Annotated in this window: 18 protein-coding genes; 6 read left to right on the top strand and 12 right to left on the bottom strand. The window is 40.0% G+C overall.

Annotated features, from left to right (window positions below):
• Genes CRT24_RS08240 through CRT24_RS08255 form a run of 4 tightly spaced genes read right to left on the bottom strand, consistent with a single transcriptional unit; the run spans position 1 to position 7,002 of the window.
• Positions 1-1,131 (bottom strand): hypothetical protein, encoded by a 1,131-nt coding sequence (locus CRT24_RS08240; protein WP_099370762.1) that lies wholly within the window; start codon positions 1,129-1,131, stop codon positions 1-3.
• On the bottom strand, positions 1,131-2,054 hold the full coding sequence (locus CRT24_RS08245; protein WP_099370763.1) for a dihydrodipicolinate synthase family protein: 924 nt from the start codon (positions 2,052-2,054) through the stop codon (positions 1,131-1,133). The genes CRT24_RS08240 and CRT24_RS08245 overlap by 1 nt, the downstream gene beginning before the upstream one ends.
• Before the next feature lie 58 nt (positions 2,055-2,112).
• Complete coding sequence (locus tag CRT24_RS08250) at positions 2,113-3,690, bottom strand: RagB/SusD family nutrient uptake outer membrane protein (RefSeq protein WP_099370764.1); 1,578 nt, start codon at positions 3,688-3,690, stop codon at positions 2,113-2,115.
• Positions 3,691-3,702: 12 nt separating this feature from the next.
• A complete protein-coding gene (locus CRT24_RS08255) occupies positions 3,703-7,002 on the bottom strand; it encodes a SusC/RagA family TonB-linked outer membrane protein (protein ID WP_099370765.1) in 3,300 nt (1,099 codons plus the stop codon).
• A gap of 126 nt (positions 7,003-7,128) precedes the next feature.
• Between CRT24_RS08255 and CRT24_RS08260 the strand changes: the two genes are divergently transcribed.
• The 3 genes from CRT24_RS08260 to CRT24_RS08270 all read left to right on the top strand — a co-directional run bounded on the left by CRT24_RS08260 (position 7,129) and on the right by CRT24_RS08270 (position 10,485).
• A complete protein-coding gene (locus tag CRT24_RS08260; RefSeq protein ID WP_099370766.1) occupies positions 7,129-7,839 on the top strand; it encodes a FadR/GntR family transcriptional regulator in 711 nt (236 codons plus the stop codon).
• Positions 7,840-7,939: 100 nt separating this feature from the next.
• Positions 7,940-8,677: a DUF6597 domain-containing transcriptional factor gene (locus tag CRT24_RS08265; RefSeq protein WP_099370767.1), complete on the top strand. Its 738-nt coding sequence runs from the start codon at positions 7,940-7,942 to the stop codon at positions 8,675-8,677.
• Between the two features lie 494 nt (positions 8,678-9,171).
• On the top strand, positions 9,172-10,485 hold the full coding sequence (locus CRT24_RS08270) for a thiol-activated cytolysin family protein (protein WP_099370768.1): 1,314 nt from the start codon (positions 9,172-9,174) through the stop codon (positions 10,483-10,485).
• Here the strand turns inward: CRT24_RS08270 and CRT24_RS08275 are convergent, their stop codons facing one another.
• The 4 genes from CRT24_RS08275 to CRT24_RS08290 form a co-directional block, all read right to left on the bottom strand.
• Complete coding sequence (locus CRT24_RS08275) at positions 10,486-11,742, bottom strand: metallophosphoesterase (RefSeq protein WP_099370769.1); 1,257 nt, start codon at positions 11,740-11,742, stop codon at positions 10,486-10,488.
• Between the two features lies 1 nt (position 11,743).
• Positions 11,744-12,778 carry a ferrochelatase gene (gene hemH, locus CRT24_RS08280; RefSeq protein WP_099370770.1) on the bottom strand — a complete coding sequence of 345 codons (1,035 nt, stop codon included), beginning with the start codon at positions 12,776-12,778 and terminating at the stop codon, positions 11,744-11,746.
• 93 nt (positions 12,779-12,871) lie between these two features.
• Entirely contained in the window at positions 12,872-13,720 is an 849-nt protein-coding gene (locus CRT24_RS08285; protein WP_099370771.1) for a 4-hydroxy-3-methylbut-2-enyl diphosphate reductase, read from the bottom strand.
• Positions 13,721-13,859: 139 nt separating this feature from the next.
• A complete protein-coding gene (locus tag CRT24_RS08290; RefSeq protein WP_099370772.1) occupies positions 13,860-14,102 on the bottom strand; it encodes a hypothetical protein in 243 nt (80 codons plus the stop codon).
• A 185-nt stretch (positions 14,103-14,287) separates the two neighbouring features.
• On the opposite strand from CRT24_RS08290, the gene CRT24_RS08295 reads away from it, so the two are divergent.
• A complete protein-coding gene (locus CRT24_RS08295) occupies positions 14,288-14,467 on the top strand; it encodes a hypothetical protein (RefSeq protein WP_099370773.1) in 180 nt (59 codons plus the stop codon).
• Positions 14,468-14,995: 528 nt separating this feature from the next.
• Here CRT24_RS08295 and CRT24_RS08300 read toward each other — a convergent pair.
• The 3 genes from CRT24_RS08300 to CRT24_RS08310 form a co-directional block, all read right to left on the bottom strand.
• Positions 14,996-15,442: a DUF4142 domain-containing protein gene (locus CRT24_RS08300; protein ID WP_099370774.1), complete on the bottom strand. Its 447-nt coding sequence runs from the start codon at positions 15,440-15,442 to the stop codon at positions 14,996-14,998.
• A 105-nt stretch (positions 15,443-15,547) separates the two neighbouring features.
• Complete coding sequence (locus tag CRT24_RS08305; RefSeq protein ID WP_099370775.1) at positions 15,548-16,375, bottom strand: sensor histidine kinase; 828 nt, start codon at positions 16,373-16,375, stop codon at positions 15,548-15,550.
• The gene (locus CRT24_RS08310) at positions 16,362-16,739 is read right to left on the bottom strand and encodes a hypothetical protein (RefSeq protein ID WP_099370776.1); all 378 of its coding nucleotides are present in this window, start codon (positions 16,737-16,739) and stop codon (positions 16,362-16,364) included. Before CRT24_RS08310 ends, CRT24_RS08305 begins: the two co-directional genes overlap by 14 nt.
• A 217-nt stretch (positions 16,740-16,956) precedes the next feature.
• Between CRT24_RS08310 and CRT24_RS08315 the strand changes: the two genes are divergently transcribed.
• Together CRT24_RS08315 and CRT24_RS08320 are read left to right on the top strand one after the other, a co-directional pair.
• On the top strand, positions 16,957-17,502 hold the full coding sequence (locus tag CRT24_RS08315) for an RNA polymerase sigma factor (RefSeq protein ID WP_180269090.1): 546 nt from the start codon (positions 16,957-16,959) through the stop codon (positions 17,500-17,502).
• Between the two features lie 90 nt (positions 17,503-17,592).
• On the top strand, positions 17,593-17,832 hold the full coding sequence (locus CRT24_RS08320; RefSeq protein WP_144034537.1) for a hypothetical protein: 240 nt from the start codon (positions 17,593-17,595) through the stop codon (positions 17,830-17,832).
• Positions 17,833-17,931: 99 nt separating this feature from the next.
• Here CRT24_RS08320 and CRT24_RS08325 read toward each other — a convergent pair whose 3' ends face one another.
• Positions 17,932-18,297: an SPW repeat protein gene (locus CRT24_RS08325; protein WP_099370779.1), complete on the bottom strand. Its 366-nt coding sequence runs from the start codon at positions 18,295-18,297 to the stop codon at positions 17,932-17,934.

Raw genomic sequence — 18,297 nt, forward strand, 5'->3', positions numbered from 1 at the left:
TTATTTGGACCCTTCAATCTTTCCAATTAAAATTTGATCTGTTCGAACTCCCGCTCGTATCTCGCCTGATGGTATTACAAAAATGTTATCCTTTAGGACTGCGGAGGTAGTAGCCGGACTTAATCCCGGCATTCCTTCCAAAGCCGCCCATGCCCCTGTTACCAAATCAAAAGCCCAATTCTCTTTGCTAAAACCCGGATGATTTAATTGAATATCATTTTTAACACCGATAAGACTATCTTTCTTGACCTGATTGGATTCTAAATTAATCTGACCCAGCAAATCCTCAACTTTATGAAAGGTGTTCGCCTGATCACCTCCAAACACCAAGATTTTACCCTGATAGTACAAACCTGTTCCCGCAGCAACAGCTGTTGGAACTTTGCCAATGGTTATTATATTTTTAGAGTTAATATCTATTTCCAAGACACCGTCATAAATATCACTGCGCGAATTCGTGTTTCTTTTCCTACCCCCAATTACATAAATCTTATTTAAACCATCACTGACAACAACAGCGTGACTAACAGGATATGGAAGTGTTAAATATTCTTGCCAGCCACCGCCATTCTCTTTCAGATGCAATTGATAAACCTTATCTGAAACATGATCTGAGTTTTCTCCACCCACAAAATATAAATGGTCACTTCCTCCAACTAATCCGCCATTCGTTAATGGATACGGCAAATCTGGCAATTGAGTTTTCTCTAGGTTTTCGTCTTTATTCAACTGATATCTGTAAACTTCTCTAATTGCACCATTTTCATTTTCTCCCCCAGCACTATACAGGACATCTGAAATATTTACATTGGCAGAATAGGCGGAAGCATCCTCTAAAGCGAACTGCTTATAGAATTTCAATTCGGAGCCTTCAAATGAATATAAATAAGCTGATTTTTGATAAACCTTTTTGCCTCCATCCCAAGGCATACCTTCTGGAAAATTAGCTCCTCCAGCCACTAAAAGACGATTCCCAAAAACACCAACCAATGGCCCCGCGACCCCTAGATTAGGCTTACCAAATTCTTCCGGTAACTTGCTCGCATTACCCCATTCCAAATGAAGCTTCCCTTCATTACCTGAACATCCAACCATCAAAATCGCCATCGATATTATGACCTTGAATTGCATTATCGAATAGATTTAAATCCAGCAAAGCCCAAATCCTCTACTTCTTTCTTAAATACTTCAAATTGATCGCTTGACATATTTGCTATAGGTAAACGAAACTCACCACAATCCAAATCAACCAATTTCATATAAGATTTTCCAGTAGCAATGCCCCCATATTTCCCTAACAAACGAATCATGTCAATTGATTTTTGTTGTGATTTATTTGCCTTTTCTAAATCACCATTATTATAGGCTTCAATTAATTCTAGATATAATGGCGCAGCATAATTGTAAGTACTTCCAACAGCCCCTTTAGAACCTAAAACCAATGAAGACAACATATTTTCATCACGGCCCCACAACATATCATATTTTCTTTCTTGAAAATTTAAACAGGATAAGAAATCCATAAAATCTTCGTGGGTATATTTGATTCCTCTGAAAGTCGGTATCTTATTGTCCACTTCCATCAATAGATCGATCATATTGAAATTACCACCCGTCAATACTGGAATATGGTAATAGTAAAATGCAGTATGAGGTGCAGCAGCAGCAATCTCAGCACAACATTTCGCCAATTGTTGAACGCCAGCAGGCTTAAAATAAAAAGGGGAAGTAAAAGAAATAGCATCTGCACCTTCTTGTTCAGATATTACAGCGAGCTGTTTACATTCCTTGATATTTGTGCCTCCCAAAAACATAATCAATGCAAAATCAGGATCATTTTTCGTTAAGGAAGTCCAGGCTTTTAAAACAGAAACCTTTTCATCGAAAGTAAGAGAAACACCTTCCCCAGTAGATCCACAAATAAAAGCACCCTTAACATGGTTCTTCTTTAATGATTCATAATAAGAAGGGATAAGATCTAGATTTAATTCTCCGTTGGAATCAAATGGAGTGAAAGGAGCGGCTATTAATCCTTCAATTTTGTTAGTTAGCATAGTGTAAATGTGTAAAAACTATCCTAGAAGACTAGGATAGTATTGTTAAAATTATAAATTATGTTCCTGAATAACCAGGATTCTGATCTCCTGTAAGTTTAGGGTCTGCGGATAAGGTACCTAAATCAATTGGCCATAATATCTTATGTTTTTGAGAATCATTGTTCTCCAATACGCCCACTAGATTTAAATCTTTTCGGAATACTAATGGTCTGCCATTACCGTCTTGCATTCTTCTCAAATCATACCATCGCTTTCCTTCAGCCACAAATTCTTTGCTACGCTCATAAAATATAGCAATTTCATTCGACTCAAAGGAACCATTTACAAACTGTGGAGCATTTCCCTGATAAGCTCTATTGCGAACCATCATGATTTCAGCAGTCGGGTCCTGATTCAATTTGTTCTTTATTTCTGCCAATAGTAAATATGCATCTGCCAAACGATAAATTGGATAATCATCCGTATATACTCTAATATCATTCTGGAATGTTCCTAAATACTTTCTTAGAATCACTGCATGTAAATCTCCTTTATTAAAGTTTAGGAAGGTAAAATTAGCACGTTGGTCCGCTGCATCAAATAGTTGATACAGATCGTATTTATATTCATATCTTAAAATCGTACCACTGGATGCAATCTTCAATGGATCACCCTCAATACTATTGCCTTTATCATCCACATAACCCGAGAGAACATCTGCCGGTGCATAAATAAAATAAGGGAATAATGTATTAGCTGCTTCTCCCGTTAAGTAACGGATAGCAAATATGATCTCATTGTTACCTTTATTTGCTGCTACACTTGAAGAATTAAATACATTTTCAAATGAACTCTGTAAAGAAAATTTAGGGATTACGGCCTCAACTGCTGTTTTTGCGGTTTGCAAATCTTGCTGTGTTGCTGTTGGAGCTGAACCATCAATAGAAACTTTCGCAGACCACAAATATACCTCTGCCTTTAACATCTGAGATGCGGCCAAAGACCATTGCCCTTTTTGATCCTTTATGCTGAAATCATCCCCAAATGAAGAAACAGACTTATTAATCTCCTCTTTGATGAAATCTAAAGACTCCTTCTCTGTTTTTGTCCTTGCCGTGTATGCTGACTCCGCTGAACTTGGTGTATTGATCGCCACCAAAGGCTCTGTAACAAGAGGAATGCGACCATATGTACGAAAAAGATGGAAATAATAAAATGCCCTGATTCCATGTGCCTGCCCCAAATAATAAGCCTTCTTGTCATCCGAGAGATAACTAGCATTATTAACTTGATAAATAAAGTTGTTCACCTGAAAGATTGGTGCATAAAGACCGGCCCAGCCTGATATACCTGTCGCACTTTCGCGTAAATCCTGAATGATAATACTTGCCGAACTTAAAGAAGATGTCCCCGTAAAACCTGTACCATCACGCAATGTGCCACCCCGAAGCTCTCCCAATGTCCAAAATGTACTCTGATTATTTCTTAATTGCGCGTGCAAGCCTTTCATTGCTCCACTTACCTGCTCCTCATTTTTCCAAAAACTGCCACTGGCAAAATAATCCTCAGGAACTAAATCCAAATCCATCTTGCTACATGATGTCATCCAACCCGTAGATGCCATTAATGCGATCGCTAAAAATATTTTTTTCATAATAAAAGGCTCTTAGAATGTTAATTGTAATCCAAAAATCACGGTTCTTGGCAATGGATAACCACCACCGCCCTGGCCAATACTCCCACTTTCCGGAGAAAATAAAGTACTTTTTGACCAATAATGTAAATTCTGACCAGTCACAGAAAGACTCAAGTCTTCAAGCTTTGCTTTCTCAGCAATTGATCTAGGTAACCTATATGACAAGGAAACTTCTCTCCACGCCAAATAATCACCTCTATTGAAAAACATACTGCTCATCCTACTCGTATTATTTTTGAATAATTGATCAGCGAAATAATAAGTCGGGTATTTGGCACCCGTATTCTCTGGAGTATATGTATCAAAAACATCCTGGGTTGTGTTAAATGTCCCCTGCATCATCCCCATGAACCATGCGCGTGGACCATCATACTGCACAAATCCCAGGGCATAGTCGAAACGTGTGGACAAACTGAAATTCTTCCAAGATGAATAAATCCCAAAACCGCCAGTCCATCTAGGAACCGTTCTCCCTTGGTAAACTTGATCGTAAGAATTAATAATGCCATCTCCATTCACATCCTTCCACATGACATCACCCAATGCTATTGGATAATGCAAAGCCTTCTCAGAGGCTGACATGCCCTCAAAAACATCAGGATGAACTAAAGTTTTCGCTCCTATTAAGTCCTGAAGCTTCAAAGCATAATTATCTAAATCAGATTGCGTACGGATGATTCCTTCGGCTTGATACGCATAAGCTATATTTGGATCTTGACCTTCTTGAATGCCTCCAACCCAAATAAGATCTTTGGTTACTGAATCATAGACCTGAAAACCTCCTTGTCGATTGTTTTCAACTCCATTGTTTGGTAATTTTAAAACCTTATTGGCATTGTAAGCAGTATTTAAATTGAAATTCAACATCCAATCACTATTCCGTAGAATGTTGTAGTTCAAATCGATCTCAACACCTTGATTTTGCATATCACCATTGTTCGTTAAGATTGGAAATCCTCCAGCGGTGACTGGCAAAACCAATTCTGCAATCTTATCAAAAGTAGTTCGGTGATAATATGCCAATGAAAGATCCAATCGGTTCACTAACCTTGTTTCTAAACCAACCTCTTTAGTGATTAAGCTTTCCCATTTTAACCCGAAATTACTTGGATTATTCATGGTGTAACCTACAGCACCATTGTAGTTTGAGGTCCCGTACCTTCCTTGTAAATAGTAATAGCCCCTGTTATTTGCAGTAACTGGCCCTATGTCACCATTTGCTCCGTAACTTGCACGAAGCTTCAAGGTGTTAACGACCTGATCTTGTCCTATGAAGTTGGAGAACATCTCCTCATTATGCAAATTCCAACCGATCGAAATCCCGGGAAATGTACCCCACCTATTGTTCAATAATGTTGAATATCCATCACGACGTGCTGTCAAGGTCAATAAATACTTCTGATCATAATCATAGTTGATACGCCCAAAGAAAGAATTAATACGGTACCTATTATGGTAAGAATCTATACTACGAAGGTTGTCAACGCTTGTGAGCGCCAAATCCATGAAATCATCTGTAGGTGCACCCGAACCTGAAGCTGACAAACCTTTGTTATAAGAATCAAAAAATTCCCAGCCTAGCATGGCGTCAACATTATGCTTCCCTAAAAAAGAGTCCCTATAGTTCAAAACCGAATTATATGTTTGGTTTAAGGTTTTGTCGTAACCAGCACTTGAATTTCGTGACCTTACCCAATTGCCTGGAGAGTTCAAATAATCCTTATTGAAGGCTTCATTCATACTTTGATTCAAATACCAACTCCCTGTTGATTTCCAATTGAGCTTTTCAGAAAACTTGATATTAAAACCTTGTGAAAGTGTAAGCTTCTGGTTCTCATTATTACGGATAAATTTGTCAATATTTACCATAACATTTCCGTCCCAGTTGTCGCGACCTATCAACAGATCCCCGTTTTCATTGTAGCCGCGCATGGTTGGAGGAGCACCTAAAGCTCTCGTCATATAGTTTGCTTCAGCATTATTAGCATCTCGCCATTTCGTATTCGCAAAGTTCAACCCTGAAAGTGATTCCAACCAAGGTTTGATCTTATAATCTCCGTTAAGAATAAATGTCAGACGATCATAAAAAGTCTTTACGGGTACACCTTCTTCATAATATTTACCAAGACTTGCATAATATTTCCCTTTATCATTTCCACCTTGCATGGCAACATTATAATCTTGAATAAGAGCATTTTGATTTAACGCCTGGTCACCATAATTGAATTCTGTGAAAATTATCTCCTTGCCAGTCACTGGATCAATCATCGTCCTCCAACCTTTATTCAATAATTCACGGTTGGTATCATCCAAAAACATAGTACTCCAAACAGCCTGGTTGGTTACATTTCCATCCAGAATATTGCCGTTTGCATCCTTATACTTATTGCCAGTACCAAATGGAACTGCAGAAGTTAGTTGATTTAGTTGTGTTGGATTGTAAATCCCAGAAGTTTGAATAGATTTACGAGACCAATAGATATAATCTTCCGCGTTCAAGAAATCAAATGGAATATTTAATGAATTCATCCCGATTTTTGCCTTGGCGGTAATATTAGAAACCCCTTCTTTTCCTCTTTTGGTTGTGATCAAAACCACACCGTTTGATGCCCTTGCTCCATAGATAGCAGTAGCAGATGCATCCTTTAACACGTCAATAGATTCAATATCATCTTGATTTATGTCTTGAAACCCCGACCGTATCAAACCGTCTACAATGACTAAAGGCGAACCTCCACCTGTATAACTGGTTCCTCCTCTAAGGACAATATTTGGAACAGCACCTGGGCGACCCGAAGTTTGTTGAACACGTAAACCCGGAATTGTTCCTGCTAAGGCAGAAGCGGGGTTAGATCGCACACCTGTCTCTAAAACACGCTTGTCCAACCTAGAAACTGAACCCGTCAAATTTGATTTTTTAATGCTGCCATAGCCCAAAACAACAACTTCATCCAAATTCTCCCCAGTCGGTACCATAAAGATCCTTAAAGAACCTAGGTTCTCTAATGTAATCGTTTGGGACTCATACCCGATAGAGGTAAATAATAGTACATCAGAAATTTTCGCAGTAATACTAAAATTTCCTCGTAAATCGGTTTGTGTAGTTTGACTTTGTGTTTGATTAGAAACAGTAATACCTTCCAATGGTTTCCCATCCTGATCAGTAACTGCCCCCCTGAGTAAAGACTGCGAATAAGCTGCGAAAGTAATGCAACTCAGAAAGATTATGGCAATAATCCTCCGCAATGAGTAATAATAAAGGTTTTTCATAGTAGATTTACAATAATTTGGATTATGTTATACATAATAACACATCAAATGTAAGACATAATGTTTTACTTCCAAACTTTTTTTTAATATTATTGTATCTTATTTCTAACCTAATACGAAAAACTTATGGAGGAAAATAGCCCCGAAATGGAGAAATTAGGAAGTATTGATACTTCAAGTTTAGTTGATAAGGCTGAACAAAGAATCATTCAATATATCCAAAAAAATAAATTGACTGTGGGGGATGTTCTGCCCAAGGAGTTAGACCTTGCAGATAATTTAGGGGTAAGTAGAACTGTAGTTAGGGAGGCTTTATTGAGATTGAAAACCATTGGATTGATTGAATCAATAAAACATAAAGGCGCTGTATTGCGCAATCCTGATGTATTGGGCTCTTTGAGAAAAGTATTCCATCCCTCAATATTGGATAATGAAACATTAAAGGATATGTTCGAAATGAGATTGGCTCTGGAAGTGGGTATGGCTGATTTTATCGTAAATAACATCACTGATGAAGATCTTGATGAATTGGACAACATCGCCAATGAAATCGTATCGGGTGACACTGCTTATCCTTGGCAAGTCGAAGATGAAATAAAATTCCACGGAAAATTATATAAGGTATCAAAAAATAGAATTCTATTGGAGTTACAGGAAATGCTCATTCCAATTTTTGAATATGTTCACCAAAGTGGATTGCTAGAAAAGGATATCGTAAAGGGTGAATTTATCTCTCATAAAGAATTAGTGGACATTTTGAGGTTAAGAGATGCAAAGGCCTATAGAACCGCTATAAGAAAGCATCTGAACAACCACTTTGCTAGAATATTAGATTAAAGATCATTACCAATTTTCGGAATTCGGAAACAGTTTTTGATAACGAGCGAGTTTCAAGCAATGAAAAATTGCATAAATTTGCTTAAGAATTTTAGTGGAAATGGTTTTTATAGAGTCCCATATTCCCTCATGCTTAGCTGATCTTGTGCACTGCATAACCTATATCCAGCAAGATTTTCCGACAAACGGCGGGATGTTCTATTTCCATCCCCCCACACCACAATCGGGAATCTGTTTCCATTTCCATGCCCCCATTTCTCTTTACGACCCGAATACAAACCTGTTTTTTAAGCAGCCTCAATCCATAGTAGTCGGACCGCAGCTAAATCCAGTGTGGATTTATAGTCAAGATCAATACAGAACGGTCAGGGTTGGTCTACTCCCAGGAGCCTTATTCCGACTTACTGGAATCCCCCAAAATCAACTTTTGGATCAAGGAATTGATGCTGAACTCATTTTTGGAAATAAAATAAAGACCCTCAACCAAGCTATATTACAGACAACCAGTCCTTATTGTGCACTTGAACTAATCCAATCGTTCTTATTGCAACAACTGACAATCTGCAAGGATAATCATCACTTAGATGCTGCCATGCATATGTTATGGTCCAATCCAGAACATATGAAAATAAACATCCTTGCTGATAAGAGCTGTTTATCAACACGACAAATGGAACGTATAAGCCAGAAACGAATTGGAATGCATCCCAAACTATATCATCGAATCGTTAGATTCTCAAAAGCTTTTCAGATGCTAGAACAAGATTCATCCAAGAACTTGACAAAACTAGCCTATAGTAATGAATATTTGACCGACAACATCTTAAAAGGGACCTAAAGAGTTTTACAGGCATGAATATGGAAAACCTGATCCATGAGATTAATAATGCATAAATTAGCATTCAAGGAAAGCTGAATTATAGCTCTCACAGTTAAAGATGTCGCATTTATACCCCTTTATTTTTTTCCACGACCTAATTTTACCTGAAAAATTAACATCGTTCAAATGCCTAGATCCCAATTGTCATGTCAAAAAAATTATTTCGAATCCCAGCTACTATTACGAGAGTAAAACCAATATTTTGATTTCTCCAAGGTAAAAATAAATCAATTCCTTACCCAAAAGATTGATTTCTCCCCTAACGATAAGGTGACACTTTCTTTCAAAAGAGACTTAAAGCAATACACCAATGCGAACCAAGAAATTACTGGTTCAGATAACTCACCAGGTTGGAAATGTGCTATTGGTAAAATTCAGGAACTTGGGCATCCAAACAAGTAATCTAAACAAATTTTGCCATATCCAAAATATTCTTGGATGGGGTTTACCAAATGAAAGAACTCGTAACTGGAAATGCCAATACTGTTCCGTACGCTAGAAAGCCATTATACCTATTAGTAGATAGCCATCATTTTCAGGACGCATCAGTAAAGGTAGAAAACCCTTATAAACATGAAATTAGAGAAGCAATCAATAAGATTATTCGCAGCAAAGATATGCCCGACATTGCTTTTACGCATGGCAGTATTAAGGAATTTCAATCTTACTCCTCACTACTGACAAACTTCAGTGGAACAGGTCACTTCTTGGGATTCGGGGGCGATCATGACATTTCTTTCGATTCAAAAAGAAGAACCCATAAGTTTTACTTAGAATGTAAACAATTGTACTATACAGTTAGCGTGAGCAACACTATAAAAGAACCTGAAGACTTCTTTTACATAAAAGAAGGAGATCCAACCTTGGATGATGCGGTACCTAGAAATAATATTGACCCAAATTGGGTATTCGTCGATTCAGTAGGTTACGGTAGATTGTTGTATCTCATCTTTGAAAGCGACGAAAGTTATGAAGGTATGGAAATGGACTTGGAGCAGTATGCAGATTATTGGCTTTCATCTGCAAAACTCAATGAATCTGAACAAAAAAAGGTACAAGAAAACAATGTGTCCGTACAGGTTGTAGCAATGGGCGGTTCTCCCCTAATCGCATTAAGCTTAACAGACAGCTCCCCAGAAAGTATCAAAAAAACAATTCAAGATTATTTAAAGGGAACTAATGATGAAGTGCCGATTTCTTATTCCTTATGTACGCTGGACATGCATTCTGTAGGAACTAGCATGTTTGTTGACTACGTTAGCCGGCAATGCCGCCCATCCCCAACAAAACATAAGATTATATGGGAGACATTAATCTGTGAAGTAAATGATGATGGTGGTGAAGGTGAATATGTAAAGGCTATGGTAAGGATCAGAGCGTTCGACAAAAACAACAAGGATATTTTGGATGAGGATAAATTCAATCAGAATATGCTCAGGGTCATAGAAAAAGGACTGCCTTATGAAGATTTCTTTTGGACATTCTCAAAAGGAAATGAAGACAACCCTCTTCTATTGAAACAAAATAAATTCATTACGCTGAACAAAGCAATTAGATTTCCGATGATTGAAGACCGAGAGATAGCTAAAATAGGAATAAGAGCGGTTATTTTAGAATATGACTCTGGACCAAATGATGACTTCATGGACGACCATATCACTTTGAGAATAAATGAAATGGATCCAGATGAACCTATCGTACTGACTTGTCGCGAAGAAGAATCGGTGATTAACTTTAATTTTAGAATTGTACCGCTCTATGAATAACTATCCTTTGACTAATTCAAAGATAGTAATCTCCGGAGCAATACCAACTCGTCCGGGATAACCTAAAAAGCCGTAGCCTGTGTTCACATAAAGCTTGGATGATCCCTGAGTATACAATCCTGCCCATTCTTTGTAGATATATTTGGCTGGACTCCATTGGAAGCTCTCACCACGGACACCAAACTGCATACCGTGAGTATGGCCTGCGAACATCACATCAATATCTGTATCCAATACCTGAGCCCTCCAATGTGAAGGATCATGAGACAACAATAGTTTTACAGCTTTATCATCAGTACCCAACATAGCTTTCTGCAGATCACCTTTTTTAGGAAATCTACCTGTCCCCCAGTTCTGGACTCCAACGATGGAAATCTCCTCATTGCCAACTTTCAACGTTCTATTTTCATCCATCAGAAGATCCCAACCCATTACTTTGTGAGTTTCGATAAGGTCTTGCAGGTTTTTACGCTTTGCAGGCGAGTCTCCAGGGCCGTAGTAATAATCTCCATAATCGTGGTTTCCTAAAGTGGAATACACTCCCAAATCTGCTTTTAAATGAGAAAAGATATCTTGGTAATCACGCATTTCTGAAGCTACATTATTCACTAAGTCACCCGTGAAAAAGATAAGGTCAGGCCTCTCTCCCAACAGCATCTCAACGCCACCCATCACTGCTTTTTTATTATAGAATGACCCTGAGTGAACATCCGAAATCTGTGCGATAGTCATTCCATGGAATTCCTTCGGCAAGTTCGGCAAAATTAATTTCTGGCGTCTGATGCGATAATCATATGCCGTAGAGATAACGCCCCAGGCCAATGGAATCATCGGCAAGGCAGCCACTACGATTCCTGACTTCAGCAAAAAATCCGAACGTGAAATCCCCTTCTTAGGCACCTCCGGCAATGGTTCCTCCAAAGTCTCAATCCTCTCCTCCAAATCCTTGCCCTTACCTCTAGAGAATAATCTGCCAACCCAAATTCCTCCTCTACGCAGATCATCTATTATAAGAACGATAGCATATATAAATTTACTTACCGCAGTAAGGAAAAAAGCTACTAAAATAATCGAACGGACAGAAAGCGGAATACTAAACTTAAATGAAATAAACAGACCGGCTAATAATGAAATAGAATAGCCCCACCATAAAATAGTGAACCATCTTGTTCTTATAAACTCTATTTTCGTCGCCCTTAAAGCAAAAAAGATATAAAAATCTAATAAAAATAGTATAACCGCGTTTAGTTGCAACATCTTAATTTCCGTTTTCCAACACCATCCGTTTCAGTGCTTCAATCCATTTTGGATTATCGTTTAAACTTTCAACCATATGAATCTCTTCTCCTCCCATATCCTTAAACTCATTGGCATACTCAACCTGAATCTCATCCAAGGTCTCAATGCAATCTGCAACGAAAGCAGGACTGAAAACCAAAAGTTTTTTCTTTCCTTCCTTTGCTAAATTGTGCAAAGTGTCAGATGTATATGGCTGAATCCATGGTGTCTTTCCCAATCTGGACTGAAAACAAACCGTATATTTATCCTCGGGTATATTCAGTTTCTCAACCACTGCCCTAGTCGTCGCATAGCACTGAGACAAATAACAGTAGGGGTTAGTTTCTTTCTTACAACTTTCGCACCCAAAATCAGGACACTTCAATTCTTTCTTTGGATCGATCTTGCCCAACTGACGAACTGGTAACCCATGATAACTGAACAAGAAGTGATCATAAATCTCCAGGTCGTGCTTCTGAGCATGCTCCGCAATCACATCAACCATCAAGGGGTTATCGCAATAACTACTAACGAAACTTACTTTCGGAAAGTATTGCCACCCACGCATTAATTCCATCACGCGATCGATTACCGAACCGGTAGTAGCTGAAGCATATTGTGGAAATAACGGAATGACAACTAGTGAGTCCAAAAACATGCCTTCAAGATTCTTTAGGGCATTAGGAATAGAAGGCTCTTGATAACGCATTGCCAACTCAACATGATAATCTTCACCCAACTCTTCCTGGAGTTGCTTTTGTTGACGAATGCTATAGTGCATTAAGGGTGATCCATTTTCTTCGGACCAGATTGTAGAATAAGTTTGTGCGGACTTAGAAGCTCTCCTGGGTACAATAAGGCCTTTAACCAATAACGTCCTGGAAACATAAGGTATGTCCATCACGCGAGGATCCATCAAAAATTCCGTAAGATACTTCTTCACTTCACCGGTAGTGGGTGAATTTGGAGTACCCAATTGTACCAACAAAACACCCTTTTTAGCTCTTTTACTCATTCTAAACACAAAATTAAGCAATATTTACAGCAAAACAGGCACATCGATGTCTTTCAACGGCCTGAATCAATGAATTTTATTTTTAAATGACGATTAGAAGGATTCGATCGTATCCTTTATTTTTTCCATCAGCCACATAGGGGTAGATGTAGCACCACAAATACCAACCGTCTCATTGGTACCAAAAAGCTGTGGATCAAGCTCTTCGGCATCTGAAACAAAGAAGGTGTTGGGATTTACGTTTTTGCAGACATCAAATAAAACCTTGCCGTTAGAAGACTTCTTCCCGGAAACAAAAACAATCTTATCATATTGTTTAGCAAAATTCCCAAGATCTTCATAACGGTTTGAAACCTGCCTACAGATAGTATCGTTTGCTTTGACCTCATAACCACGACGAATCAACTCATCCTTGATCTCATAAAAGCGATCAACACTCTTGGTCGTTTGGCTATATAGTGTAAAAGATGAAGGCAAATCAACTGAATCTAACTCAGCGATATCCTGAAAAACGATAGCTTCGTTCTTGGTCTGTCCCTGGAGACCAATAACTTCTGCATGGCCATGTTTTCCAAAAATCAAGATTTTCTCATCACTATCAAAAGAAGTCTTGATACGGTTCTGAAGTTTCAGAACTACCGGACAGGAAGCATCTATTAATGTAATATTGTTTTCTAAGGCTGTCTTATAGGTTTCTGGAGCCTCTCCGTGGGCACGGATCAGCACTTTCTCATTCTGCAAGTTAGGCAATTCACTGTGCGAGATAATACGCAATCCTTTTGCTTTAAGTCTAGCAACCTCCTCATCATTGTGCACAATATCCCCAAGACAGTATAGATAACCATCTTCCCCGAGGATTTCCTCAGCCATATCAATCGCATAGACAACTCCAAAGCAAAACCCAGAATCTTTATCTATGGTAACATGCAAATTCTTAGACATGGTACAAAGTTATCAATTATTATTCCAAAAAGAGAGCCCCGATCCCTGATGAACGAACAATTTTTCGTTGATTAGGAAGTGGGGCTAGAATTTAATAAACCAATGATTTCTTGGGAATCCAGATAATTTTCAATTGGATTTAATCGTGTCCCTCTGTCTTGACGATTTTATTGTAAACACCGAAGAGAAGGAATGGAGCAACCCATTGTCCTATGAAAAGGGCGGTATGCTTATGCCCCATACATTTTAGAACGGCCGAGGATGCCATGGCGGCAACGGCGGCACAAAGGTAGACTTTGGAAGGGACCTGCCCCGTGACATTCTCTATGGCTTTGGTCGTCCCACCTTCAGTAAATTTTTTTTCGTTCATTAAGTTTTCCATGATCTTTCATTTGAATATCCTAGCAAGAAAACCGCTTCCTGCTCAAATCTAGAAAACTCTTTCAGGGGAAAAGGTTCAAACTAATTTGTATTTTATTTAAAATTGCCGCCGGTGCTCCGTTGAGCGAACTTTCCTGTGCGTAAATTGTTCTATTAACAGAAAATGGTGAGATAAATTATAATATTATGAAACAGGACAGACCAAAAGCCTCAGCGGAAATTAAAAATTCTAAAGATGACTCATTATCAAAAGATAATTCGTCATCTTTAAAGGAAGACAATCCTTCATTTATTCCAAGAGGGGAAGAATCAAACATTCCCAAAAAATTTCTGCCAAAAAAAACTAAAGGAATTAAAAAAACTTAGTTTAACCAGAGTTCTTCCAGGGGGCCACCCAGGCCTTAATCCCTGCAGGACCATGTGGGACATCAGAGGATTGCAACGGGCAACGGGAACCGCTGAGATTGGTGAAGCATTCGATGGCCATGCTAATTGGAAACATGCAACCTCCGACATCTTGAAAGTTCATAGGCGGTTATGTGTTTCTCTATATATCAGTCCTCAAGGGATTGTCTGGTTATAACTAATACCCGAAAGGACCACCAATCTCAGCCCATAAACCAATTCTCCTGATGCGATAGTTCAGCACTTCACATACGTCACCTACTTTGACATTCATCCATAAAAACTACTATTCATCAATTCATGCAACCGTCGAGGGTCGAAATTCCATGAATCGAGAATTGAGGGAACGACGTCCTTTTGAATGAAACATACAATTGTTCACCTAAAATACACAAATCCATACTGTTGCAAGAAGGCTTTCGTACCGAACCGATCCTGTCCCTCTATTATTTCACATACTTCCCCCCTTCAGATCCGGGACCCTCCCCATTACCTGACAGTTCTTTGCAGATCTCTAGCATGTTCCAGATGTTCGGAAATCAGCTTGGAAGTTTTTTCGGCGAAGGTCTTTAGCTTCTCGTTCCCAAGCTTGCCTACTCTCTGGTCCAAAATAACGAGTGCCTTGCTATGGCTGTCCACCATTGCATTGGCATATGCTATGTCAAATTCTAGCCCGGCCCTTGTACGGAGCTCCTCAGCAATTGATTCCTTCTCCGGGCCAAGGGTGCTTGGTACTTTTAGGTTCAATTGCCCGGAGATGGCTTTGAGTTCCCTGTTTGTATTGGAATGGTCGTGGATCATTTTGCCTGCAAATCTCCTCACACTCGTATCTGAGGAATTCTTGAGAGCGAGATTTCCAAGGACCACTTCCGCTAGACCACTTTGAGCTATTTGCGCCACAAAACTCGAATCGCTTAGAGTGTCAGCAGAAACCAAGTCAGTGGGATCGACCGAGCTTTCGACGGCCTTTTTTCCATCCTTGCCAAAGCTGGAGGACGTCGAGAGTGTCCCTGTTTCATTTTATTTTGTCCACATTCAACTTTATGGAACTGGCACGCGTATTTCGATCTTTGTACCCCTCCCCCCATCTGATTCTATGGAAAGGTTTCCTTGAAGCATTTTCATCTTGGCCCTTATGGACTGTATACCTATGCCCGACACATGTTGGTTCTCCGGCTTGATGCCTATCCCATTGTCCTGCACCACTAGGTGGATTTCCTTTTTCCCTACTTTAATAAAAATTCTGCATAGATCGCATTTAGAATGCTTGATTACATTGTTGATGAGCTCCTGGAATATCCTGAATATTCCAAGTTCAAGGTTCCTGTCAGCAATCCTATCCGGACCAAGGTACCTCAATCGGAATACTATGTCCTGTCCCAACCGCTTGATCACTTCCTCAACATTATTCTTTAGGCCCACCTTTTCAAAAGAAATCGGTACGAGCTCATGGGATATGGATCTGATTTCCCTGATAGCGCTGCTGACAAGGTCATCGATGGTGGATAGTATTTCATCCCGTTCTGCAGGGACTGTAGTATCGGCAAGTCTCGACAAGTAGAGCTTAACGGCATAAAGCGTCTGACCGACACCATTGTGCAGGCTCTCTGATATCCTCGACCTTTCCTCCTCCAGGGACCTCATCGTCATCTCCAGCATTTCTCGGTGTTTGTCCGTCTCGGCTTTCTGAAGGAGTTCTTGGGTTTTGATAAGCTCGGTAATGTCCCTGGTGGTAGTTGAGATGCCATCCCCAAGCTTGACAGAAGATTGGTGGAACCAACCGTTGAACTGTTCGTGTTGGTACCGGTGAACGCTTATGTTAGGCCTCCCGGTCTCCACCACCTTTCGAAACTCATCAAAAGATCCCAACCTTAACGACGCCCGGATTGAGTTCCAGTAAACTCATTCCAATCACGTTTCCATAGTGGCTCTCGGAGGTCTTGTTGTTAAAGATCCAATGGAAGTCAACGATCTCTCCGGTTTCATTCCTGACAGCTTTAAATACCTGAATCATGTCGGTGGAACTATCTATAGTGTTGCGGAAAAGTTCCTCGGAGGTCCATTTTGTGTCCATTAATTTTTTGATTTGAATTTGTAAATATAAATAAGATCTGCTCGCTAGGATCAACGCGAAGTGAAATACTTTCCGGGGTAACCGCGAACCTGGTGCCATATGTCTTTCAGGTAAACCCATGGCCGGCATTTTCCAGACCAATTCAGATTTCCTTGGCATATATGTTCGGAAGATTTTCAGGCATTCAGGCAGTACAATCTGCCAAGGGGCGGGGCACATACCTGTTTTCCTATTTGATCTTCAACCAGTCGGTTTGATTGGCATAAAAAAAAACCGCGCTACCTTCCTTAAAGCAGCCATATAAGTATTTTTATCACTAGGGGGTATTTTTACCCGAATGGCAAACAGCTGGACTCAAGAGCAAAACATATTGCTAATGAGAACGTTAAATATGCAATCAGTCTTAAATCGATTAAACCAAGAACATATGAGCACATCAATTGAATCAACCATCATTGCCAGCACCCCTGTCCTGCACAGACTGGCGGGAAAATTTACCACTGACCAGTCAGAGAAGGAAGACCTTGTTCAGGAAACGTTCATCAAATCCCTTAAGTCGCTCGAAAAATTCGAACACCATCCAAAGCTGATCTCTTGGCTTTTTGTCATCATGAAGAACATCTACCTCAACAGATACAGGAGGCTGAATGTCGCACGGACAGCTGAAAAGGAAATCCTGCACCAAGCCTCAATGAGGGAAAAGGCCACAAACCATGCAGAATCCAAGTTCGTCCAGGATGACATTAAGGCATCCCTGTGCAGTCTGTCCGAACAGAACTACGGAATATTCAGCATGTATGTAGAAGGGTACAAGTACCATGAGATCGCAACACATTATAATATGAAGGAAGGTACGGTAAAGACCCGTATCCACACGATTCGCAAAATCCTTAAGAAAAAATTGGGTGTATACCGAAAATGACAACCGCCATTACTATCCAAGTAGAATTGGATAAGCATTGGCCAATAAAATTTCAGGATCATGTTAAAAGAGCTTAAACTCGGAGAACCGTTGAGTTACGTTTTTGTCAATTCCGGGAGCACAGATATTGAGTTCTATTATGTTTTTCAGCAGGATAGAGGCATCGGGATTGGGGCATTCAGCAGGTCGCGAGGTGAGTTGGTCGCTGCGATTGTTACTCATGGTGGAGAGGAGCTCCTTTTGGGTATGGAGAACATTGACCAAGGGGATGGTGCGACCCGACAAGCACTTGAACACCTCTATAACACCTATTACGGAAAGAACTCGTGAGCATTCTCCCATAGGTTCCCCCTCTCATCCAAAGCAGCCTACCCGAATCTCAGGGAAATTCATAGCTGACCGACCCCCTTACGCTTCATGTCCATTAGGTCATTCGGCGCTCTTTGGCCCTGGCTCTTGTACGGTGGCAAGACCAGCCATCAATGAGATTATTCCCATAACTATCAAGAAACTTCTGGCCCCACCTTCTGCGCCCAGCAACCAAGGCGATACGATCCATACCAACCCAATGGCCACGTCTAACCAGAGGTGTATCCTCATGGGCAAAACTTTGATGATCCCCCCTTCGTACCGGGTGCATATCGACATGGCTGTCACGGCGATTCCCGAGGCAAGGCTGAGCATGGTAGCCCCAGCTTGGGCCTGAAATTCAAAGAGCCATGGTGCAACAACCAGGGCCACAGCTGACATATAGTCGATGACACCATGAACTCCCGTATTTATCATTCTTTCCAT

This window comes from Sphingobacterium sp. 1.A.5 (assembly GCF_002734235.1).
Lineage (GTDB): Bacteria > Bacteroidota > Bacteroidia > Sphingobacteriales > Sphingobacteriaceae > Sphingobacterium > Sphingobacterium daejeonense.